18 protein-coding genes and 1 tRNA gene are annotated in these 17,044 nt (G+C 59.8%); 6 read left to right on the top strand and 13 right to left on the bottom strand.

Translation table 11 applies throughout. The features are described 5' to 3' along the window. Positions 1 to 79: 79 nt before the first annotated feature. The 3 genes from EQW76_RS10265 to EQW76_RS10255 all read right to left on the bottom strand — a co-directional run bounded on the left by EQW76_RS10265 (position 80) and on the right by EQW76_RS10255 (position 2,042). Positions 80 to 868, bottom strand: a complete 789-nt coding sequence (locus EQW76_RS10265) for an SDR family oxidoreductase (protein ID WP_142824258.1) — start codon at positions 866 to 868, stop codon at positions 80 to 82. Between the two features lie 174 nt (positions 869 to 1,042). Further along, positions 1,043 to 1,672 (bottom strand): hypothetical protein, encoded by a 630-nt coding sequence (locus EQW76_RS10260; protein WP_142824257.1) that lies wholly within the window; start codon positions 1,670 to 1,672, stop codon positions 1,043 to 1,045. A gap of 79 nt (positions 1,673 to 1,751) precedes the next feature. Beyond that, positions 1,752 to 2,042: a hypothetical protein gene (locus EQW76_RS10255; RefSeq protein ID WP_142824256.1), complete on the bottom strand. Its 291-nt coding sequence runs from the start codon at positions 2,040 to 2,042 to the stop codon at positions 1,752 to 1,754. Positions 2,043 to 2,285: 243 nt separating this feature from the next. On the opposite strand from EQW76_RS10255, the gene EQW76_RS10250 reads away from it, so the two are divergent. Next, the gene (locus EQW76_RS10250) at positions 2,286 to 3,635 is read left to right on the top strand and encodes a hypothetical protein (protein ID WP_142824255.1); all 1,350 of its coding nucleotides are present in this window, start codon (positions 2,286 to 2,288) and stop codon (positions 3,633 to 3,635) included. A 161-nt stretch (positions 3,636 to 3,796) separates the two neighbouring features. Here the strand turns inward: EQW76_RS10250 and EQW76_RS10245 are convergent, their stop codons facing one another. The 7 genes from EQW76_RS10245 to EQW76_RS10215 all read right to left on the bottom strand — a co-directional run bounded on the left by EQW76_RS10245 (position 3,797) and on the right by EQW76_RS10215 (position 10,103). Further along, on the bottom strand, positions 3,797 to 4,912 hold the full coding sequence (locus tag EQW76_RS10245; protein ID WP_142824254.1) for a metallophosphoesterase: 1,116 nt from the start codon (positions 4,910 to 4,912) through the stop codon (positions 3,797 to 3,799). 170 nt (positions 4,913 to 5,082) lie between these two features. Beyond that, positions 5,083 to 6,072, bottom strand: coding sequence for an aldo/keto reductase (locus EQW76_RS10240; protein ID WP_142824253.1), 990 nt, complete (start codon positions 6,070 to 6,072; stop codon positions 5,083 to 5,085). Positions 6,073 to 6,203: 131 nt separating this feature from the next. Beyond that, on the bottom strand, positions 6,204 to 8,084 hold the full coding sequence (locus tag EQW76_RS10235) for an ABC transporter ATP-binding protein (RefSeq protein ID WP_142824252.1): 1,881 nt from the start codon (positions 8,082 to 8,084) through the stop codon (positions 6,204 to 6,206). 44 nt (positions 8,085 to 8,128) lie between these two features. After that, the gene (locus tag EQW76_RS10230; RefSeq protein WP_142824251.1) at positions 8,129 to 8,665 is read right to left on the bottom strand and encodes a PadR family transcriptional regulator; all 537 of its coding nucleotides are present in this window, start codon (positions 8,663 to 8,665) and stop codon (positions 8,129 to 8,131) included. 37 nt (positions 8,666 to 8,702) lie between these two features. Beyond that, positions 8,703 to 8,852: a hypothetical protein gene (locus tag EQW76_RS29670; RefSeq protein ID WP_224128070.1), complete on the bottom strand. Its 150-nt coding sequence runs from the start codon at positions 8,850 to 8,852 to the stop codon at positions 8,703 to 8,705. A gap of 75 nt (positions 8,853 to 8,927) precedes the next feature. Further along, positions 8,928 to 9,269, bottom strand: a complete 342-nt coding sequence (locus tag EQW76_RS29665; protein ID WP_224140283.1) for a transposase — start codon at positions 9,267 to 9,269, stop codon at positions 8,928 to 8,930. Between the two features lie 621 nt (positions 9,270 to 9,890). Continuing rightward, positions 9,891 to 10,103, bottom strand: a complete 213-nt coding sequence (locus tag EQW76_RS10215; RefSeq protein ID WP_142824249.1) for a hypothetical protein — start codon at positions 10,101 to 10,103, stop codon at positions 9,891 to 9,893. Positions 10,104 to 10,405: 302 nt separating this feature from the next. Between EQW76_RS10215 and EQW76_RS10210 the strand changes: the two genes are divergently transcribed. From EQW76_RS10210 to EQW76_RS10200, 3 genes are all read left to right on the top strand, one after another. Beyond that, a complete protein-coding gene (locus tag EQW76_RS10210) occupies positions 10,406 to 10,903 on the top strand; it encodes a histidine kinase (protein ID WP_142824248.1) in 498 nt (165 codons plus the stop codon). A 247-nt stretch (positions 10,904 to 11,150) separates the two neighbouring features. After that, positions 11,151 to 11,603: a hypothetical protein gene (locus EQW76_RS10205; RefSeq protein WP_224128074.1), complete on the top strand. Its 453-nt coding sequence runs from the start codon at positions 11,151 to 11,153 to the stop codon at positions 11,601 to 11,603. A gap of 181 nt (positions 11,604 to 11,784) precedes the next feature. Next, complete coding sequence (locus EQW76_RS10200; RefSeq protein WP_142824247.1) at positions 11,785 to 12,813, top strand: LLM class flavin-dependent oxidoreductase; 1,029 nt, start codon at positions 11,785 to 11,787, stop codon at positions 12,811 to 12,813. 45 nt (positions 12,814 to 12,858) lie between these two features. Here the strand turns inward: EQW76_RS10200 and EQW76_RS10195 are convergent, their stop codons facing one another. Next, complete coding sequence (locus tag EQW76_RS10195; protein WP_142824246.1) at positions 12,859 to 13,464, bottom strand: hypothetical protein; 606 nt, start codon at positions 13,462 to 13,464, stop codon at positions 12,859 to 12,861. 215 nt (positions 13,465 to 13,679) lie between these two features. On the opposite strand from EQW76_RS10195, the gene EQW76_RS10190 reads away from it, so the two are divergent. Beyond that, positions 13,680 to 14,381, top strand: a complete 702-nt coding sequence (locus EQW76_RS10190) for a RibD family protein (protein ID WP_142824245.1) — start codon at positions 13,680 to 13,682, stop codon at positions 14,379 to 14,381. Positions 14,382 to 14,462: 81 nt separating this feature from the next. Here EQW76_RS10190 and EQW76_RS29660 read toward each other — a convergent pair whose 3' ends face one another. Continuing rightward, entirely contained in the window at positions 14,463 to 15,512 is a 1,050-nt protein-coding gene (locus EQW76_RS29660) for a D-alanyl-D-alanine carboxypeptidase family protein (protein ID WP_224128076.1), read from the bottom strand. A 63-nt stretch (positions 15,513 to 15,575) separates the two neighbouring features. On the opposite strand from EQW76_RS29660, the gene EQW76_RS10180 reads away from it, so the two are divergent. Next, positions 15,576 to 16,928, top strand: a complete 1,353-nt coding sequence (locus tag EQW76_RS10180; RefSeq protein ID WP_224128094.1) for a Fic family protein — start codon at positions 15,576 to 15,578, stop codon at positions 16,926 to 16,928. Between the two features lie 28 nt (positions 16,929 to 16,956). Here the strand turns inward: EQW76_RS10180 and EQW76_RS10175 are convergent. Next, a tRNA-Gln gene (locus EQW76_RS10175) sits at positions 16,957 to 17,031 on the bottom strand. Between the last annotated feature and the right edge of the window lie 13 nt (positions 17,032 to 17,044).

Here is a 17,044-nt window from a genome sequence, read left to right as displayed (position 1 = left end):
CGAGACTTTGGGGTGGCCCCGAGCACCGACACTGCCCGGCCGCACATAGGCTGATCGTGCGGCCGAGATAGGCCGAAACTCACATAGACTTCAGCATTCCGCCATCGACGAAATATGTCGAGCCGACCGAATAGCTCGCCCGTTCCGAGCACAGGAAAACGAAAAAGTCGGCGGCTTCCTGTGGAGTGGCGAACCTTTTGATGGGAGCATGTTCGTTGGCCACGGAGTCGAGGTAGCCCTGCCAGTCGCCACCTTTTTCGGCAGTGAGCTGCTTGGCGGTCTTGATCCAATCCGGCGTCAGGACGAGGCCGGGATTCACGCAGTTTACCCGGATGTTCTGCGGGATCAGCTCGGTGGAAAGTGTCTTCGAAAACATCATCAATGCCGCCTTGGTGACATTGTAGATGGGCTCGTACCAAAGCGGCTGCACGGCGCATATGGACGCATTGTGCAAAATCACACCGCCGCCCTTTTCCCGCATTTGAGGCGCAAGACCTCTGGCAAGCCGGACGGCAGCCATGACATGCAGGTCGAAGTAGAATTGCCACTTTTCGTCATCGGCCTCCATGACAGTCTCGTTTGAGCCGGTGCCTGCATTGTTGATGAGGATATCCGCTCCCCCGGCTTCAGCAGCGGCGCGGATGACGCTGTTCGTTCCCTCGGCAGTCGCAACGTCGGCGGCAATGCCTGTCGCAGACACCCCGTATTTGGAAGCGATACGGGCGGCCTCTGCCTCAACTCTTTCCTTTCCTCTTGCAGCCAGAATGACGTTGGCGCCCTCCGCGGCAAGTCCTTCCGCAATCGTCAGGCCAATTCCGACACTGCCTCCGGTGATGACAGCATTCTTCCCTTTGAGACCCAGTTCCATTCTTTCTCTCTCCCCTTTTTGGCTTGTATAGAATTGCCGCCGATGTCCGTCATGACAAGTCGGTGGAATTGGTCGCTGGCATATCGGATGAGATTTGCCGGCAGCAGCAGGATAGCTTCGACGAACTGAAGCGTCTCGAAGTATCGAGCGATCGCGGGATTTCAGTGAAGCCACCTAACGCAGAAGGCCATCGCGCCCAAACTCTTCCCAGCCGCTCAGCGGCGAACGGTCATCGTCACCGCCACCTGTGGGATCAGACGAAGTCTTTTCGGTCTTCAGCGAACGGGTGAGCTTTCTCTTCCAGGACGCCTGCTGCCTTTTCTCGGCGGCGGCGATGACATCGTCTTCGCGCCACTCGTCCACCACGCTGCGGTTGAGCAGATCCTCGACAAACCTTGGATCGAAGACGTGGAACGTGATCTGTTTCGCCCGCCCGCGCAGTCTGACGGTGCGAATCCCGGCACTCTGCAGTCGCCCGTCCTTCAGCCACCGGTGCCTCTCCGTCGTCGTCATCGTCAGGATATCCTGGATCTCGCGGGGGATGACCGGAAGGCTTTCGATGTCCACAAGTGCCTCGGTGACGACAGCCGACACTGAGCGAAAAACGGTCTTCGAGGTTTCCGGCAGTACCAGTCTCAGGATCGAACCATCGATATCCAGCGATTTCCGGATCGCCAACGGCAACCGCGCCCGGATTTCAAGAAGAATGCCCTTGGCGCGCACGGATGAGCCGAGCGTCGCTGCTGGCGACAGCGCCCACTCCTTGAGCAGTTCCGGGGCATCGGTCTTTTCGGTCCTTGGCATGCCGACGAAATGGGCGTCGCCATAGTCGAAGTCAACACCGGGTGCGGTCTTCCCGGCATGCCGGAAAAGCGCTGACGGCCTAATTCAGTGCGTAGGTCACGACGCGGTGCGGATGCTCGACGCGGAACCTCGACAGCATTTCCGAAGCCTGTTGGGCTGCAAAGCCGGCATTCTCGACATCTTCCCGGGCCCAGTCATCGGCGTTGACGCGAATCGCATCGGCCATTCCCTGCGAGACCGCAGCGAAATGCTTGTTCCCTTCCACCAGTGCCTCTTTGGCAACACCCTCGAGGGCAATGGCGAGCCCGACCAGTAAATCCTCGCGCTCGCGAACGCTCAAGGTTTCGATCGCGGTGATGGGCGTGCTCATCTTGAATTCCTTCAAACGTGCTGTCGATCGGTCAAATAGGCCTCCGATAGACCGGTATCTGGTGACGATCCGACCTTGGGTCAACATTTCAGCTGCTGCATTCTCGCGCAATTTCGGGCGGCAGTTCACGCTGTGAAATGTTTGGTCACTTTAAATGAGTTTTGTTTTTCGCTTTATCAGGGCATCTGGGGGTGAAATCATCGAGACGCGTCGCGCTATGACGCATGATCAAGAGTGAAACTCATGGATAAGCCAATAGCTGTCAGTCGCCTGGCCAAGAATACGGTCTTCGGCAAGGGCGACGTTTTCGTGCTTTTCGGCGAACTGTTCGGTCGCGGCTATGCAACTGGCCTGCTTGACGAGGCACGCGCGGCTGGAATGGAGATCGTCGGCGTGACGGTTGGACGCCGCGATGAAAGCGGAAGCCTGCGCCCGCTCGATGCCGAAGAATTCTCAGCTGCCGAAGCTCGCCTGGGCGGCCGGATCATCAATATCCCGCTGATGGCAGGCTTCGACATGGACGCGCCCGACGGTGGTCCGACACCCACCGATATCCTCGGCGAAATGACCTTGGAGAACTGGCAGGACGAGAAACTTGACTGGGACTATCTGGCGCGCTGTCGCGCGACGGGGACAGCCCGGCTTACCAATGCGCTTGCCCAGGTGATGGATGTGCTTGACGGCATGATCGCCGATGGCAAGAACGTATTTTTCGCCCATACGATGGCCGGAGGCATTCCGAAGGCCAAGGTCTTCCTCGTGCTGGCCAACCGGATCTACAAAGGGCGCGGAGCGCGCCACATGTCGTCGCAGACCCTGCTCGACAGCGATATGGGCAAGCTCATCCTGCAGAATTTCGACGAGGTGTCGGCCGACACTTTCGGACATCTCATCGAGTTCAGCGCCGCCATACGCGACAGGATCGAGAACTCGGGCGGCACGGTCAGGTACACGGCCTACGGCTACCATGGCTCCGCAGTGCTCATCGATGGCGAGTATCGCTGGCAGACCTATACCAACTACACCCAGGGCTACGCCAAGATGCGGCTTGAAGGCATCGCGACGCGCGCCTGGGAAGCCGGGATCAAGGCGACAGTCTACAACTGCCCCGAAATTCGGACGAATTCTTCGGATGTCTTCACGGGCATCGAACTGCCGCTCATTCCGCTGCTGCTGGCGCTCATGCAGGAGGGCGGCGGTCAATGGGTCGACGACCAGTGGCAAGCCTGCGGGCAGCTTCTTGCGGACGGCTTTACGATGGAAGATGTCTTCCGCAAGATCGCTGAAATGCAGGCGAACGACGTCATGCGCCCCTTCTATGATTTTTCGGCGTGGCCTATGGCAAACAGCCAGAAGCAGACCGATCTTGTCATCGGCGCGTCGAGCGAGATCACCCAGATGCACCGCGATGGGAAGGCGCTGATCAGCGACCGCCTGAGTAGTCTGGTTGTGGAAGCCACCGGGAAACTGATATTCGGAGAGACCTCGGAGCCGTCGGGCCCTGTTCTCTGGCTCAACCACGATATTGTCGCGCGCCAGCTTTTGGCTTCGCATTCTGACAGCCTGCAGGACCATCAAGACCTCGCAGCTTGAGGCATCCTCAAATCGCAATGGACCGGCGATGTTTTGACGCCGGAGATTGAAACGGGCTGGCCCGCCGCTTGAGGCCTGCCCCAGGACGATCGACCGGATACTGCGCCCGACAGCAGCGTAAGCGCCATTAACTGACCTAACTGTGCTGAACTGCCGGTTCTCTACGCGGACCGGAGAGTTATGCGGGTGAGTTCCGCCGGCTTTCCCAAACGCAGGGCAAAACCCGGCCAAAGCCCCGTGCCGTTGTTCACATAGAGATGCATGCCTTCCACCTTGTAAAGGCCCGAAACGAACCCGTTATTGCCCCTCGCCACAAGGCTGGAAAGCCCGACGACCATTCCGCCATGGGTGTGGCCGGAAAGCTGAAGCGAGACCCCTGCCCTGGCGGCGCTTGCGGCTCCCATCGGCTGGTGATCGAGCAGGATAATCGGAGCCCCTTCGGGAGCGCCGAAAATGGCCGCACGCAAGTCCGGCCCAACATTGCCTGAATGTTCGGCGGAGCGGTCGGTTACGCCTGCTACGACGATCTTCGCCCCGTCGCGCTCGATGACGACATGCTGGTTCAAAAGCGGCTGAAGTCCCAGCATCCGGTATTCGCGCATCCATTCCTTGTAGTCGAAGAAGTACTCGTGGTTGCCGGGAATGGCCAAGACGCCGTCCCGCGCCCGCAGTTTCGCAATCGGCTGGACATCGAGACGTCGGTGCTCGACATCGCCGTCGATCAGATCACCCGTCATCACGATCAGGTCCACATCGAGAGCGTTCGCCTTCGACACCACCGCGTCTGCCCAGCGCCCGGGAAACAACCTGCTGATATGGAGATCGGTCAACTGCAGGAGGCGATATCCATCAAAGGCGGCGGGAAGACCGGATACCGGAATTTCGATATCCCTGAGCGCTGGAACGCGGATGGCTTGGCTCACGCCAAACATAGCGAGGCAAAGCGCAAAAATCCCCATTCCATAGCGCAACTCAGGACGAACGACTGGAAACGCACCCTTTATCGGCCAGAGGACAATCGAGACCAGGTCGAGGCCGATCTGGAATACCGCAAGCAGGACTGTCGCCCCGAAGATCACGTTGAAGGCGATGATGAGCGGCCTCGGAAACTCCGGCGAGAAAACCGATCCCGACGAAAGACGGCAGAACAGGAGGAATTGCGACGCAATCAGCAGGACGGCGGCGAGGAGCAATTTTATCGACCATGGCCATGGCAACGGTTCGATAAAGCGCACCACGACCAGAAGCCATGGCAGTCCGAGAATGATGTTGAACATGGATCAGAGGTTTTCCAGTGAAATAGATCGGGACGCGCAAGCCGCCTTTAGTTGGGAAACCAACCGATGGAAATCTATTTTTAAATGCGGTTCGGAAACGGTTCGACGCCCGGGCGGTAGAAATCATTGCTGATTTTCCCGCCCACGAGCCCCTGTCCGGCTTTTTCCACTCAGAACCGCTGCGGCGCGGCGGGTTTGTTTCCGAAGATGGCCTCAATGCGCTCCAGGACATCAGCGGTGAGCTTGTCCTTATGGCTGAGCGCCGCAAGATTGTCCTCCAGCTGGCTCAGGCGCGATGCGCCCAGGATCACGGTCGAAACATTGCGGTTCGACAGGCACCACAGAAGCGACAGATGGGTGATGGAGATTCCGATTTCGTCGGCAAGGTCGGCCAACTCGGAGACTCTCGCAAGCTGGGCGCGACCGGCTTCGCTCGACCATTTTTCCTTCAGCCACTCATAGCCCGGCAGGTTCATGCGCCCGTCGTTGGGAATGCCCTTGTTGTATTTCCCGGTCAAAACGCCGGAAGCCAGCGGCGACCAGATGGTCGTGCCCAGTCCCATCAGATCGTAGAGGGGCAGATAGTCGGCTTCGACCTTCTGACGCTCGAACAGGTTATACTGCGGCTGCTCCATCGTCGGCGGCGTGATGCGCAGGTCGCGGGCCACGGCATAGGCCTCCGTCAACTGTTGGGCAGACCATTCGGATGTGCCCCAATAGAGAATCTTCCCTTGAGCCACGAGATCGTGCATGGCGCGAACCGTTTCCTCGATCGGTGTATCGATGTCCGGGCGGTGGCAGAAATACAGATCGAGATAGTCCACCTGCAAACGCTTCAGGGCCGCATGGGCAGCGTCGGTCACATGCTTTCGCGAAAGACCGCGCTGCGTCGGCTTCTGGCCGCCCCAGAACACCTTGCTGGAAACGATGAAGCTGTCGCGGCTCCAGCCGAGTGTTTTGAGGGCCTCGCCCATGACGAGTTCGGACTTTCCGCTCTCGTAACCTTCGGCGTTGTCGAAGAAATTGACCCCGTTGTCATAGGCGTGCGCCATCATGCTGACGGCATCGCTGCCATCGACCTGCTTGCCGAACGTGACCCACGATCCAAACGAGAACTCGCTGACCTTCAACCCTGATTTTCCGAGACGGCGGTATTCCATGGCGTAGCTCCTCCCGCGATGCGCAAGAGGGCAACATAGCGCAAGGCGATGCGAAAGACAGTCCGGGCCGGCGACTATAGCGCTGACAGCAGGGCATGGATCGAAACCGGAGCAATCCTGCACTCGCCGGTTTAACGGTATCCAGCCGCCTGAAGTTCGAAGAGCTGCGCATACCGCCCGCCTTGCTGGAGCAGCTCGGTGTGGGTTCCGCTCTCCAGAATGCTGCCGTTTTCGAGGATAAGGATGCGATCCGCCATCCGGACGGTCGAGAAGCGATGCGAAATGAGAACCGCCGTCGTATTTTCGGCCAGGCTCTTGAACCGGGAAAAAACCTCCGCCTCCGATTTGGCATCCAAGGCCGCTGTCGGCTCATCGAGGATCACCAGCTCGGCATTCCGCATATAGGCTCGCGCGATAGCGAGCTTCTGCCATTCGCCACCGGAGAGATCGCGCCCCTTGTTGAACAGACGCCCGAGCGGCTGTTCGTATTTGAGCGGCAACTTGCTGATGACGGCGTCGGCAAGGCTCAGTTCGGCGGCGCCCTCGATCCTCTCCATGTCGGTCCGCGCCTCGATGCGTCCGACACCGATGTTGTCTGCGGCAGTGAAGCTGTAGCGCGTGAAATCCTGGAAGATGACCCCGACATGGGCGTGGATCTCGGCGATGTCCATTTGCCGAAGATCTACGCCATCGACGGTGATCCGACCTTCGTCGGGATCGTAGAGGCGCGTCAGAAGCTTGACGATCGTCGTCTTGCCAGCTCCGTTCTCGCCGACCAGCGCAAGGGTCTCGCCGCCACGTAATGTGAAGCTGAGGCCCCGGACGGCCCATATGTCGGTATCCGGATATCGAAACCCGACGTCGTCGAAAACGATGCCATCGCGTATCGGCTGAGGAAAGGGTTTTGGATCGACAGGTGAACTGATCGTCGGCTTGATTTCAAAAAACGAAAAGAGATCGTCGAGATACAGCGATTGCCCGGCGATCTGCGTGAACCCGAGGAGTATCTTCTGGAAAAGGCCATTGAGCCGCAGGAACGCTCCGGCGAGAAATGCGAGGTCACCGATCGAAAATACACCAACGATGGTCTGCCAGACGATATAGGCGTAGGCCCCGTAGTAGGTCAGGGTGCTGATCGCGGCGAGCAGTGATCCCCAGATCGCCCGGTGAATCGATAGCGTTCGTGTTTCTGCAAATATCGTCTCGGACAGCGATTTGAAACGGTCGACGAGGTACGTCCCGAGGCCGAAGAGCTTCATCTCCTTCGCGGTGCCGGCGCTGGCACCGATGAAACGAATGTATTCGAGCTGCCGACGCTCCGGTGTCCGGCCGCGCGTGAGGTCGTAAGACCTGATGTTGAAGCGCGTTTCTCCCCAGACGGCCGGAACGAAGGATAGCGCCAGCAGCAGAATGAGCCACGGTGCATAGGCCACCAGCCCGGCGGCCAGCGTGGCGACGGTAATCATGTCCTGGGCCTGCCCGAACATCTGCGGCAACAACGCATTGCGACCGGCCGCCTGCCGTCGGGCGCGCTCCAGCCTATCCTGATATTCCGGGCTTTCGAAGTGACGCAGGTCGAGCTTTGCAGCATGCTGCATCAGCTCGACGCTCACCGTATTGGAATGACGCTCGCCGAGGATAGAATCGACCAGCGTCGTTGCCCGCGTCAGCAGGTCGAGAGCGAAAACAAGTGCGAATTCCAGCGCCAGCAGCGGAAGAATGACGTTCAGCCGCCCGCTGGCCCACCACTCCGAGAGACTTGATGAGGCGGAATGGGTTGCGGCCAGGCGCACCACTTCGTCAATGATGAGCTTGCCGACAAAGAGGGCGAGGACCGGCTGGAGGGCGCGCACGAGCCTCAAGCACATGCTGGCAAGCGTCAGCCATCGGCTCGTTCTCCAGATTTGGGCGACAAGCCGCGCAAGAAGCCGCAGATTGCCCAGCTTGTCGCGGAGGCGGCTGCCGGATGATCCCGGTCCGCCAGCGGGGCCGGCGGGTTCAGACGCTTTCAAACCGGCAGCTTCGCCAGGACGAGACGTCACCTTTGACGGCGCTCTCAAGAGCGTTCGATCGTTTTCGCCGCGGCATCCAGCGCGCTGGCGATAATTTCAGCCGAATGGTCTTCCAGCGGACCGCGAAGCCGAAGTCGCAGAGCCAGCTTGACGTTTTCCATGGCTCGAATGATCGCCGCAGAGACAAGCGTGACGCCATCGCCACGCGCAGTCCCGACGCGTGCGACGAGGTCGTCTGCGGACGCTCTGTTGGCGATGAGAAATGCCTCGCCTTCGGAGGTGATGCGATATCGCTTCCGGCCAGGCTGGTCGATGTCGATGGTGGCGTAACCCATGTCCTCAAGCCATGCGAGGGTCGGATAGATTACGCCCGGGCTCGGCGAATAGCTGCCGCCCATGCGCTCCTCGATAGCTTTCATGAGGTCATAGCCATGCGAGGGATTGTCGGCAATCATCGTGAGAAGGAGGAGGCGCAGCTCCCCGTAATCGAAAGGACGTTTGCCCTCCCTGCCCCCGTGATGTCGGTGATGCTTGCTGTGGTGCCCGTGATGGCGACCGCCGTCGTGAGATTTGTTGTCCATGTTCCCGATATAGATCTCGATATATCGGGATTCAAGATTAAACGACCCTCTGCCGGGACCCGATTTCTGCGGTGATGTATTCGGCCAGCTTCTCGTCGGCCTCGCGGATGAACTTGGTCAACGCTCCACGGGTGAAGTTGCGATCCTTGTTGTTGACCGCTTTGATCCGCGCGCTATCGACCCCCAAGAGTTCGCGCCCGAAAAACCAAGCTGGCGCACAGGACGACGAACTCTCGGAAGACCTGCTTGAAGGCCGACCGGTTCACGCGGCGGAAAGGCGATGGTGCGGAAGTCCGGCTTCACGTGCCGCAGCAGCCAGATCACCTCGATGTTGCGATGGGCTTCTGCCTTCTGCCTCCAGTCGCCGACTCGAACGCACCCGGTTGATATAGCCGTACACGTAGAGCTTCAAAAGGTCGGCCGGATCATAACCCAGACGGCCGGTCTCCTTCGCGGCCACCTGTACAAAGCCTGCGGCAGCAAGATCGAGGCCATCCACGAAAGCCTTGATGAAGCGGACCGGGTTATCCGGCTCCACGTAATCGTCCATTGCTTCGGGCAGAAGCAACAATTGAGCGCGATCTGATCCTGAGAGATATGCCATGGCAAATTCTATCACGGAACCTTATTCTCTGGAATCTAGAGTCAAGTTTTCGTACCCTCCGTGAGATTTCCGCGATGATCTCTTGGAGGTATGATGCCACAATGGCCATGGCGAAATAGGCGGTCAGATGTCGACGAGTATGGTCGGAGTTCGCTTTGGCACTATGCTGCCGAGGGGAATCTTGTCGCGCTAGAAAATGAACTACGTAGCACTGACGATGTTTCCGCTGCCGATAAGGACGGATTCACAGCCTTACACGTAGCCGCTCAGAATGGGCACATTCCGATTGTTAGGAAACTGCTTGCTGCTGGCGCAGAGGTCAACGTTCTAGACTGTTACGGAAATGGACCGCTATGGACTGCAAGCAGGCAGGCGAGCTTGGCTATTGCAACAGAGCAGGCATTCGAAATTGCAGCGCTGCTGTTGAGAAGTGGGGCCAATCCGCATCATGTCAACAATGCCGGACGATCGCCCGTGATATGGGCGACCAGGAGTACCAAACTGCGAGAAACATATATTGCAGCAGGTGTGCCGGTCCCGACTAATCGAGAGTAGCGTTTTAGGACGGTCTGCAAGAGTTTCGCGACGCGGGACACACGTCGGGATGCGATCAGTCTTGCCTTACATGGCACGGCCTTCGAACGAGGCCAGTTGCAGCATGACGAGGGTGTCGGCGCTCTGCGTCTGGAGCGCCTCGCCATCTTCTTCCTGCCTGATGGAGCCGTAGCTGGCGTTTCCGCCTTCGGCGTATTGGGTCTGCGCGGCCTGCCTGCCGGACACAAAATTCCGGTCGGATTTGTACGGACCGCCTGTCTCAGTGTGGGGGTTGGACATGATGTGCTCCGAGAATTGCTTTGGGCTCGTAACGGGCTTGGCTTCTGATCGTTCCGTCATTCACGGCAATCAGCAGCGATTTGCGCCGCCGGTGCCGTGAGACGCTCTTTGCGATTGCGACTATTCGGGCTTCAGGCCACTTCCGCTTTCTGGTTTGGAAAAATAACCCAAATTTGGTCGCTCCTGCCACTCAACATTGTGTCGATTTTTCACCGGATTTACCGCAAGCTGATCACGAGCAAAGCCGTGGTCGCCTCTTTGCCTCGATAATAACACGCCGACCGCGCCCCAAGGATTTTCCCATGAAAAAATTGCTTCTCGTCGCCTCCGCCATGGCTTTCGCCTTCCCGCTTCTTGCCCAGGCGGAAACGCTGAAATTTCCGAGCGATGCACCGATTGCGTCCGTTACCATTCCCCATAGCTGGGCGCCGAAAGAAACCGAGACCGGCATCGATGCGACCTCCGACGACTCTGCAGTCTACTTCTCGATCGACGTCGCAGACGAGAAATCCTCCGACAAGGTCGTCAGCGATGCGATCGATTTCCTGACGAAGAGCGGCGTCAAGATCGATCCTGCAACCCAGAAGGACGAGGGCGACAACACCATCAACGGCATGAAGATGTCGACGCTCGGTTGGCAGGGCACCGACAATGATGGTGCCGTCGATGTGGAACTCGCCTTCCTGTCGCCTGTACCCGGCAAGCTGCTTGTCGTCACCTACTGGGGATCGAAGGATTCCGGCAGCAAGCACGACAAGGAGCTGACGTCGATCCTTTCGTCGCTGGTCGCCGTCAAATAGCGCCAAGCCGATAGACCTTGCCCCCGGGACACCGCAATAGCGTTGCCTCGGGGCTGGCGACCGGGATACCCCTCACCCGCAGCGGCGCGCACGCCGGTTGCGAGAGGCCAGACGTGCATCTGGCGCAACACTCCCATCAAATTCGTGACAAGGCCGCTAATGATAATTTGCTTTTATCGACTTTGACGGTAAAGCCGTGGGTGGGACAGACGGGAACGGCGCGGGACAGCGGCTTTTCCGACAGTCAATGCGCGAGAACGAGCTCAAGGACGATACGATGAACATCCGCATGTTTTCTGCGGCAGGGCTGATGATGGCCCTCGCCGGATGCACGACCGTTTCGAACGTTGCCACCATTCCGATGATGAAGGCCAATCCCGTTCAGGACTATTGGTCTGGCAGATCTGCCGGCAAGTTCTTTGCCGCCTACGGCCCTCCGATCTCCGACCATGACGACGGCGGCGGCCGGGTCTACAACTGGCGTGGCGGGTACAAGAAGGTCCGCGTCGAGACCAAGACTGCCGATGGAGCGCCGGGCAAGCCAGCCCGCACCGTCAATCTCAGCTGCAAGGCTGACATAACCACCTCGTCGGACTACGTTATCCGCTCGATCCGCATCGTTGGCGACATGCCCGGCGTGAACGGCCCATCTTATTGCGCCGAACTGCTCATCCCGACACCTCCTGCCGCCGCCAGCTAGTACACTGCCGACAGGATGGACATGGCGCAGGCGGCTCCAGGCCGCCTGTTTGCATTTTCGGGCTGTGCGGGGCGGCACCCCAGCGTGCCGGCTTGAACAACCCTGGCGCGATGCCCACCTTCATCCCTGAACGCTATCCGGCAAGCCTATCGTCCTGCCCCAGAACCATCAGAGTACGCCCATGACATCGATCGAACTTGGCCTTGATACTTTCGGCGACGTCACTTCGTCTGCCGACGGCGTGCCGCTCACCCATGCGCAGGTGCTGCGCAATGTCGTCGAGGAGGCCGTGCTGGCCGACACTCTGGGCATCGACTTCATCGGAATCGGCGAGCATCACCGCGCCGACTTTGCCGTGTCCGCTCCCGAAATCCTGCTGGCTGCTGCGGCCGTGCGCACGACGCGCATCCGGCTCGGCTCGGCGGTCACCGTGCTTTCCTCCGACGACCCTATCCGGGTGTTCCAGCGCTTCTCGTCCATCAACGCACTCTCGAACGGGCGCGCGGAGGTCATTCTCGGGCGCGGTTCGTTTACCGAGTCGTTTCCGCTCTTCGGCTTTGCGCTGCGCGACTACGAAACCCTGTTCGAGGAAAAGTTGGAGATTTTCGCAGCGCTGGTCTCGCAGAAGTCGGTCAGCTGGAAGGGCACTATCCGCCCGCCGCTGACCAACCAGCAGGTCTTTCCGCCGATCGAGACGGGGTCGTTGCGGACATGGATCGGTGTCGGGGGAAGCCCTGAGTCTGTCGTGCGCGCGGCACGCCACAACCTTCCCCTGATGCTGGCGATCATTGGCGGCGACCCGAAACGTTTCGTGCCTTATGTCGACCTCTCGAAGCGTGTCTATGACCAACTGAAGCTGCCGATGCAAGCGATCGGCGTGCACTCGCCGGGCTATGTCGCCGACACGGACGAGCAGGCGCGGGCCGAATTCTGGCCGGACTACAAGCGCATGCGCGATCAGATCGGTGCGGAACGAGGCTGGCCGCCGATGGAGGCATCGGAGTTCCGCCAGGAAATCGACCACGGCTCGCTCTATGTCGGCTCGCCGGAGACTGTGGCGCGCAAGATCGCTGCAACGATCAAGGTGCTTGATGTCAGCCGCTTCGACCTCAAATACAGCGCAGGCCCGCTTCCCCACGAAAAGCTGATGCGCTGCATCGAACTCTACGGCACCAGGGTTGCACCGACGGTCCGCGATCTGCTCGCCTGACGGTGATGCAGCAGGGCAGTGATTTGCCCTGCATTGCCGCTGAGTTTACATGGCTGCAGCGACCAGGCTCGTCAAAGCCTTGCGGCCGGTGCGGTAGACGAGGCTCGGCGCATCCATTGCCCTGCCGAGAAGACCCGGCTCCCTCTCCTGAAAACTGACCGTTTCCACCAGCGTGTCCCCCTCTTGCGGGAATGCGGCGGGCACCTGCGGCGCGGCGACGTGGCCGACGATCAGCGGATCCTTCGTTTCGCAGCCCGGCAGGCAGCTCTCGAAGCTGACGGTACCGGCGCTGGCGACGACCGCCTCCCTCACCGCCCGCTTGGCGGGGACGGGCGTATGCCGGGGAGCCGAATCCGCCGCTGCTACGGCGCGGAAGGTGGGGATCGGAATATTCGCGACGACGGGCGCTGCTGCCGGACTGGCATCGATCGCCGCCTGCGCCACGGAGACACCGGGGTTTACCACGACGCCGGGAAGCACTATCGCAACTCTCGGCGCATTGTTCATCGGTGCGGCGGCCAGCTCTTCCGAACCGTTACGGTGGGTCACATAGATGACGGCCGCCAGGGCGCCGCACATGGCGAGCGAAAATCCTGCCCGCGCGACGATGTCGCTGCCGGCCCTGTACCAGGTCTGCTGCTGCGAATTCATGATTCTCTCCGTGGCTGTTTCAGTTGCCCTATAGAGACCCTGAATTGCGGCAGGGGTTTTGTCGGAAAGAGTCCTTTCGCGGGCAGTTTATGTAACTATGTTCGCCACAGATTTTTGATTGCGTCCGGAAGCAGGCAAGGCTGGCGGATCTTTTCGATCCCGGGCGGCGGCCTATATGCGTCCACCACAGACTTTCGATAAAGAGGATTGGCCAGATGAGACCTCGCGTTATTTGCCTCATGCTCACATCGCCGGATGGCAGCTTGCATCCGAGCCGTTGGACGACAAGCCCGGATGGGAGCCGCTCCGACTGGTCGGCGCTTTATGAGAAGGTCCACAAGGCACACGATGCCAATGCCTGGATGGTCGGGCGCGTGACGATGGCCGAGATTTCCAAGGCCGGCGCCCATCCGCCAGCGGCACCCTTCGATGTCAGGCGGCCGCATCACTTCGCCAATACCGCCGCCACGAGTTTCGCGATTGCGCTTGACCGCTCCGGCAAGCTGCATTTTTCCAGCGACGCGCTCTATGGAGACCATGTCGTCGTGCTGCTCGGACGCGACGTGCCCGACAGCCATCTGGCCGAACTCACCGCCGACGGCGTCTCCTATGTCGTGTCGGAAACGCCCGAAATGGACATCGGCGCGATGCTCGACCTCATCGGCCGCGAACTCGGCATCACCCGCATTTTGCTGGAAGGCGGTGCTGCCGTGAATGGCTCGCTGATGGCTGCCGGACTGGTGGACGAACTCAGTTTCGTCGTTGCGCCGGCGCTTGAGGCACGCGAAGGCAGCGACCGCATCATCGCCTACGGCGAGGAAGGCCTGACGGGGAAAGCCGAGCTCTCGCTGATCTCCTGCGAACCCCTCGGCCACGGCGCATTGCATCTGCGCTATGCGGTAAAGCGGCCGCAGTGAGGACGGCTGGTCTCCAGCCCGTCACCTTGCATTGCTGACATCACCGCAAAGCGGCCTCTCAGAACCGGCCAATCCTCCGGATCACGAGGGACGGCGCGAAGGGGCTGGCACGTCGGGTACGATTTCTGTGGGCCACGTTCTGATCTCGTGGACCTGGCCGGGGATCTGGTCGCGCAGATAGGTCTCCTGGCCCGGCAAGCCCATCGGGTAAAGCGCATCGCGACTGGTCTCATAGGCTGCTGCTTTGGCCGTGCAGAGGCGGATACGCATGTCCTCCGGTGCGATATCGGTGCGATTTTGGACATCGTCGACGGGTCCTGACGGAGACAGCCGGCCCTCGAAGGCCTGCGTCAGATACAGCGCCGCCCGTTCGTTGCGCTCCCGCTCCGTCGTGGCGCCGAGAAGGACCACCATCACACGCCGCCCGTTCCGCGTGGCCAGCCCGACATAGTTTCGACCTGAAGCACAGAGGAAGCCGGTCTTCATGCCGATCGTGCCATTGAAGCTGGTAAGCAACGCATTGTTGGACTTGATCTCCTTGCCATCGATCGTCACAGCCGTCGCTGCGAAGAAGCGCCGGTACTCGGGAAACATCTGGTCGATCTCCATTCCCAAGATCGCAAGATCGCGTGCGGTAGTATAGTTTTTCCGGTCGAACAGGCCGTTGGGACTGGAAAAGTGGGTGCCGGTCATTTTGAGGCGCACGGCCTCCGCGTTCATGCGCTGGACGAACGACGCCTCATCAGGCGCCACCGCTTCGGAAAGGGCGACGGCGACATCGTTGGCCGATGCCGTGAGCGCCGCAAACAGCGCGTCCTCGAGCGTCATCGTTCGCCCAAGGGTCAGGCCGGATTCGAGAAAAGCCTGCTTCGTGGCATTGCGCGTCATGACCACAGGTGTCGTAAGGCTGACCTGACCGGCGCGCAGGGCTTCGAAAACAACCAGCGCCGTCATCAGCTTGGTCGTCGAGGCCGGATACCATGGCGCGCCTGCGTCCTCCTGGTACAGGACCTGGCGTGTTGCCGTATCGACAACCAGCACCGGCGTGGCACTGGCCGGCGCACTTGCGAAAAGGCAAGCAACCAACACCCAGGCCGTCCACCGCCTTGCCGCCAACAGCGCTCCGATCATAAACCCGCCTCCTGCACAAAGATCTCCTCATGCCATGATGAGCGATGCGGACACAAGAGTTTGGTGACGACCGAGGGCATGGCGATGGGTTACAGACGAAGTCTGGAGTGGACTGGCCGCATCTCCCGGAGCGGCGAAAGCAGGAAATTCCGATGCGGCAATAACATCGGCAAAACGATTGCGGACATTGCCTTCTATAGCTATGATAAACATCATCTATTTATCGGAAAAGAAAGCGGCAAAATGGCTTCGCTTGCAAGCATGGAACCGTTGCTTCCTGACAGCAACCGGGAACTGGAAGACCTGGCAATCGAGCTGACATCGGCAGCCAGTCGTTTTGCCGCGCGACTGCATCCGGTTTTGCGCGCATCGGTTGGCGATTTGGTTCGCTCGATGAACTGCTACTATTCGAACCTCATCGAGGGACATAACACGCTACCAATCGATATCGATCGTGCGATGGCCGGCGAGTATGCGGCGGAGACTGAAAAGAGAAACCTGCAGCTCGAAGCACGCGCGCACATAGAGGTCCAGCAGCTCATCGACCACGGTGACATGCCGTTCCCGGTCCTGTCCGTGGCGGGAATCTGCTGGCTTCACGGCGAATTCTGCCGTCGCCTGCCGGACGAGTTGCTGATCGTCGCAAATCCTGACACCGGCGAGGAAATCAGAATGGTCCCCGGTGAGCTTCGGACGCGGCATGTCAGGGTTGGCGACCATATTGCGCCGGAACCCGCGATGATCGCGCCATTGCTTCATCGTTTTGTCGAAGCCTATTCCATGAATATGCTTTCCAAGCTTCAGAAGATCATCGGCGTCGGAGCATCCCATCATCGCCTCGCCTGGATTCATCCCTTCTTCGACGGCAACGGTCGCGTCACCCGCTTGTTTTCACATGCGCTGCTGCGGGACCTCGGAATAGGCTCGGAACTCTGGTCCGTGTCGCGCGGACTTGCACGAAACGTTGATGACTACAAACGCCTGCTGGCGCGGGCGGATCAGCCACGCCGCGGCGACCTCGATGGTCGAGGTAACCTTACACAGGCAGGCCTGACCGATTTCACCACGTTCTTCCTCTCGTGCTGCGTCGATCAGGTGACCTTCATGGAGGGATTGCTTCAGCCCGAAGAGTTACTGAACCGGATCGAAGTCTGGTGTGCCGAGGAAGTGCAGATTCAGCGCCTGCCCAAGGGTAGTTGGCCGCTGCTGCGCGAAGCGGTGCTGGCAGGAGAATTTTCCCGATCCCAGGCGCAGGCGCTCACCGGCTACCAGGAGAGACAAGCGCGTACGGTTCTGACCGGCCTGCTTGAACGGGGCATGCTGGTATCCGATAGCCCCAAGGGCAAAGTCCGCCTCGGCTTCCCACTCGATGTCATCGAGCGATGGCTTCCAAGTCTCTACCCTGCTGTTCGTTAGTGTTACGCTAGAATGGGTCTCAATTTTCTGGCTGGGGCGCCTGGATTCGAACCAGGGTATGACGGCATCAAAGGCCGTTGCCTTACCGCTTGGCGACGCCCCAGCATGGTCGGGCG

The organism is Rhizobium sp. rho-13.1, assembly GCF_007000305.1.
Taxonomy (GTDB): domain Bacteria; phylum Pseudomonadota; class Alphaproteobacteria; order Rhizobiales; family Rhizobiaceae; genus Rhizobium; species Rhizobium rhododendri.
The sequence above is the reverse complement of the archived record's forward strand: the minus strand, read 5'-3'. Positions and strand labels throughout refer to the sequence as shown.

Bases quoted from the DNA above. Each gene is read 5' to 3' on its own strand.
- EQW76_RS10250 (WP_142824255.1), top strand. From the start codon at position 2,286: ATGGATAAGCCAATAGCTGTCAGTCGCCTGGCCAAGAATACGGTCTTC.
- EQW76_RS29665 (WP_224140283.1), bottom strand. From the start codon at position 9,269: ATGGCATATCTCTCAGGATCAGATCGCGCTCAATTGTTGCTTCTGCCC.
- EQW76_RS10265 (WP_142824258.1), bottom strand. From the start codon at position 868: ATGGAACTGGGTCTCAAAGGGAAGAATGCTGTCATCACCGGAGGCAGT.
- EQW76_RS10205 (WP_224128074.1), top strand. From the start codon at position 11,151: ATGCGCGAGAACGAGCTCAAGGACGATACGATGAACATCCGCATGTTT.
- EQW76_RS10210 (WP_142824248.1), top strand. From the start codon at position 10,406: ATGAAAAAATTGCTTCTCGTCGCCTCCGCCATGGCTTTCGCCTTCCCG.
- EQW76_RS10190 (WP_142824245.1), top strand. From the start codon at position 13,680: ATGAGACCTCGCGTTATTTGCCTCATGCTCACATCGCCGGATGGCAGC.
- EQW76_RS10195 (WP_142824246.1), bottom strand. From the start codon at position 13,464: ATGAATTCGCAGCAGCAGACCTGGTACAGGGCCGGCAGCGACATCGTC.
- EQW76_RS10215 (WP_142824249.1), bottom strand. From the start codon at position 10,103: ATGTCCAACCCCCACACTGAGACAGGCGGTCCGTACAAATCCGACCGG.
- EQW76_RS10255 (WP_142824256.1), bottom strand. From the start codon at position 2,042: ATGAGCACGCCCATCACCGCGATCGAAACCTTGAGCGTTCGCGAGCGC.
- EQW76_RS10240 (WP_142824253.1), bottom strand. From the start codon at position 6,072: ATGGAATACCGCCGTCTCGGAAAATCAGGGTTGAAGGTCAGCGAGTTC.
- EQW76_RS29660 (WP_224128076.1), bottom strand. From the start codon at position 15,512: ATGATCGGAGCGCTGTTGGCGGCAAGGCGGTGGACGGCCTGGGTGTTG.
- EQW76_RS10230 (WP_142824251.1), bottom strand. From the start codon at position 8,665: ATGGACAACAAATCTCACGACGGCGGTCGCCATCACGGGCACCACAGC.
- EQW76_RS10260 (WP_142824257.1), bottom strand. From the start codon at position 1,672: ATGCCAAGGACCGAAAAGACCGATGCCCCGGAACTGCTCAAGGAGTGG.
- EQW76_RS10245 (WP_142824254.1), bottom strand. From the start codon at position 4,912: ATGTTCAACATCATTCTCGGACTGCCATGGCTTCTGGTCGTGGTGCGC.
- EQW76_RS10200 (WP_142824247.1), top strand. From the start codon at position 11,785: ATGACATCGATCGAACTTGGCCTTGATACTTTCGGCGACGTCACTTCG.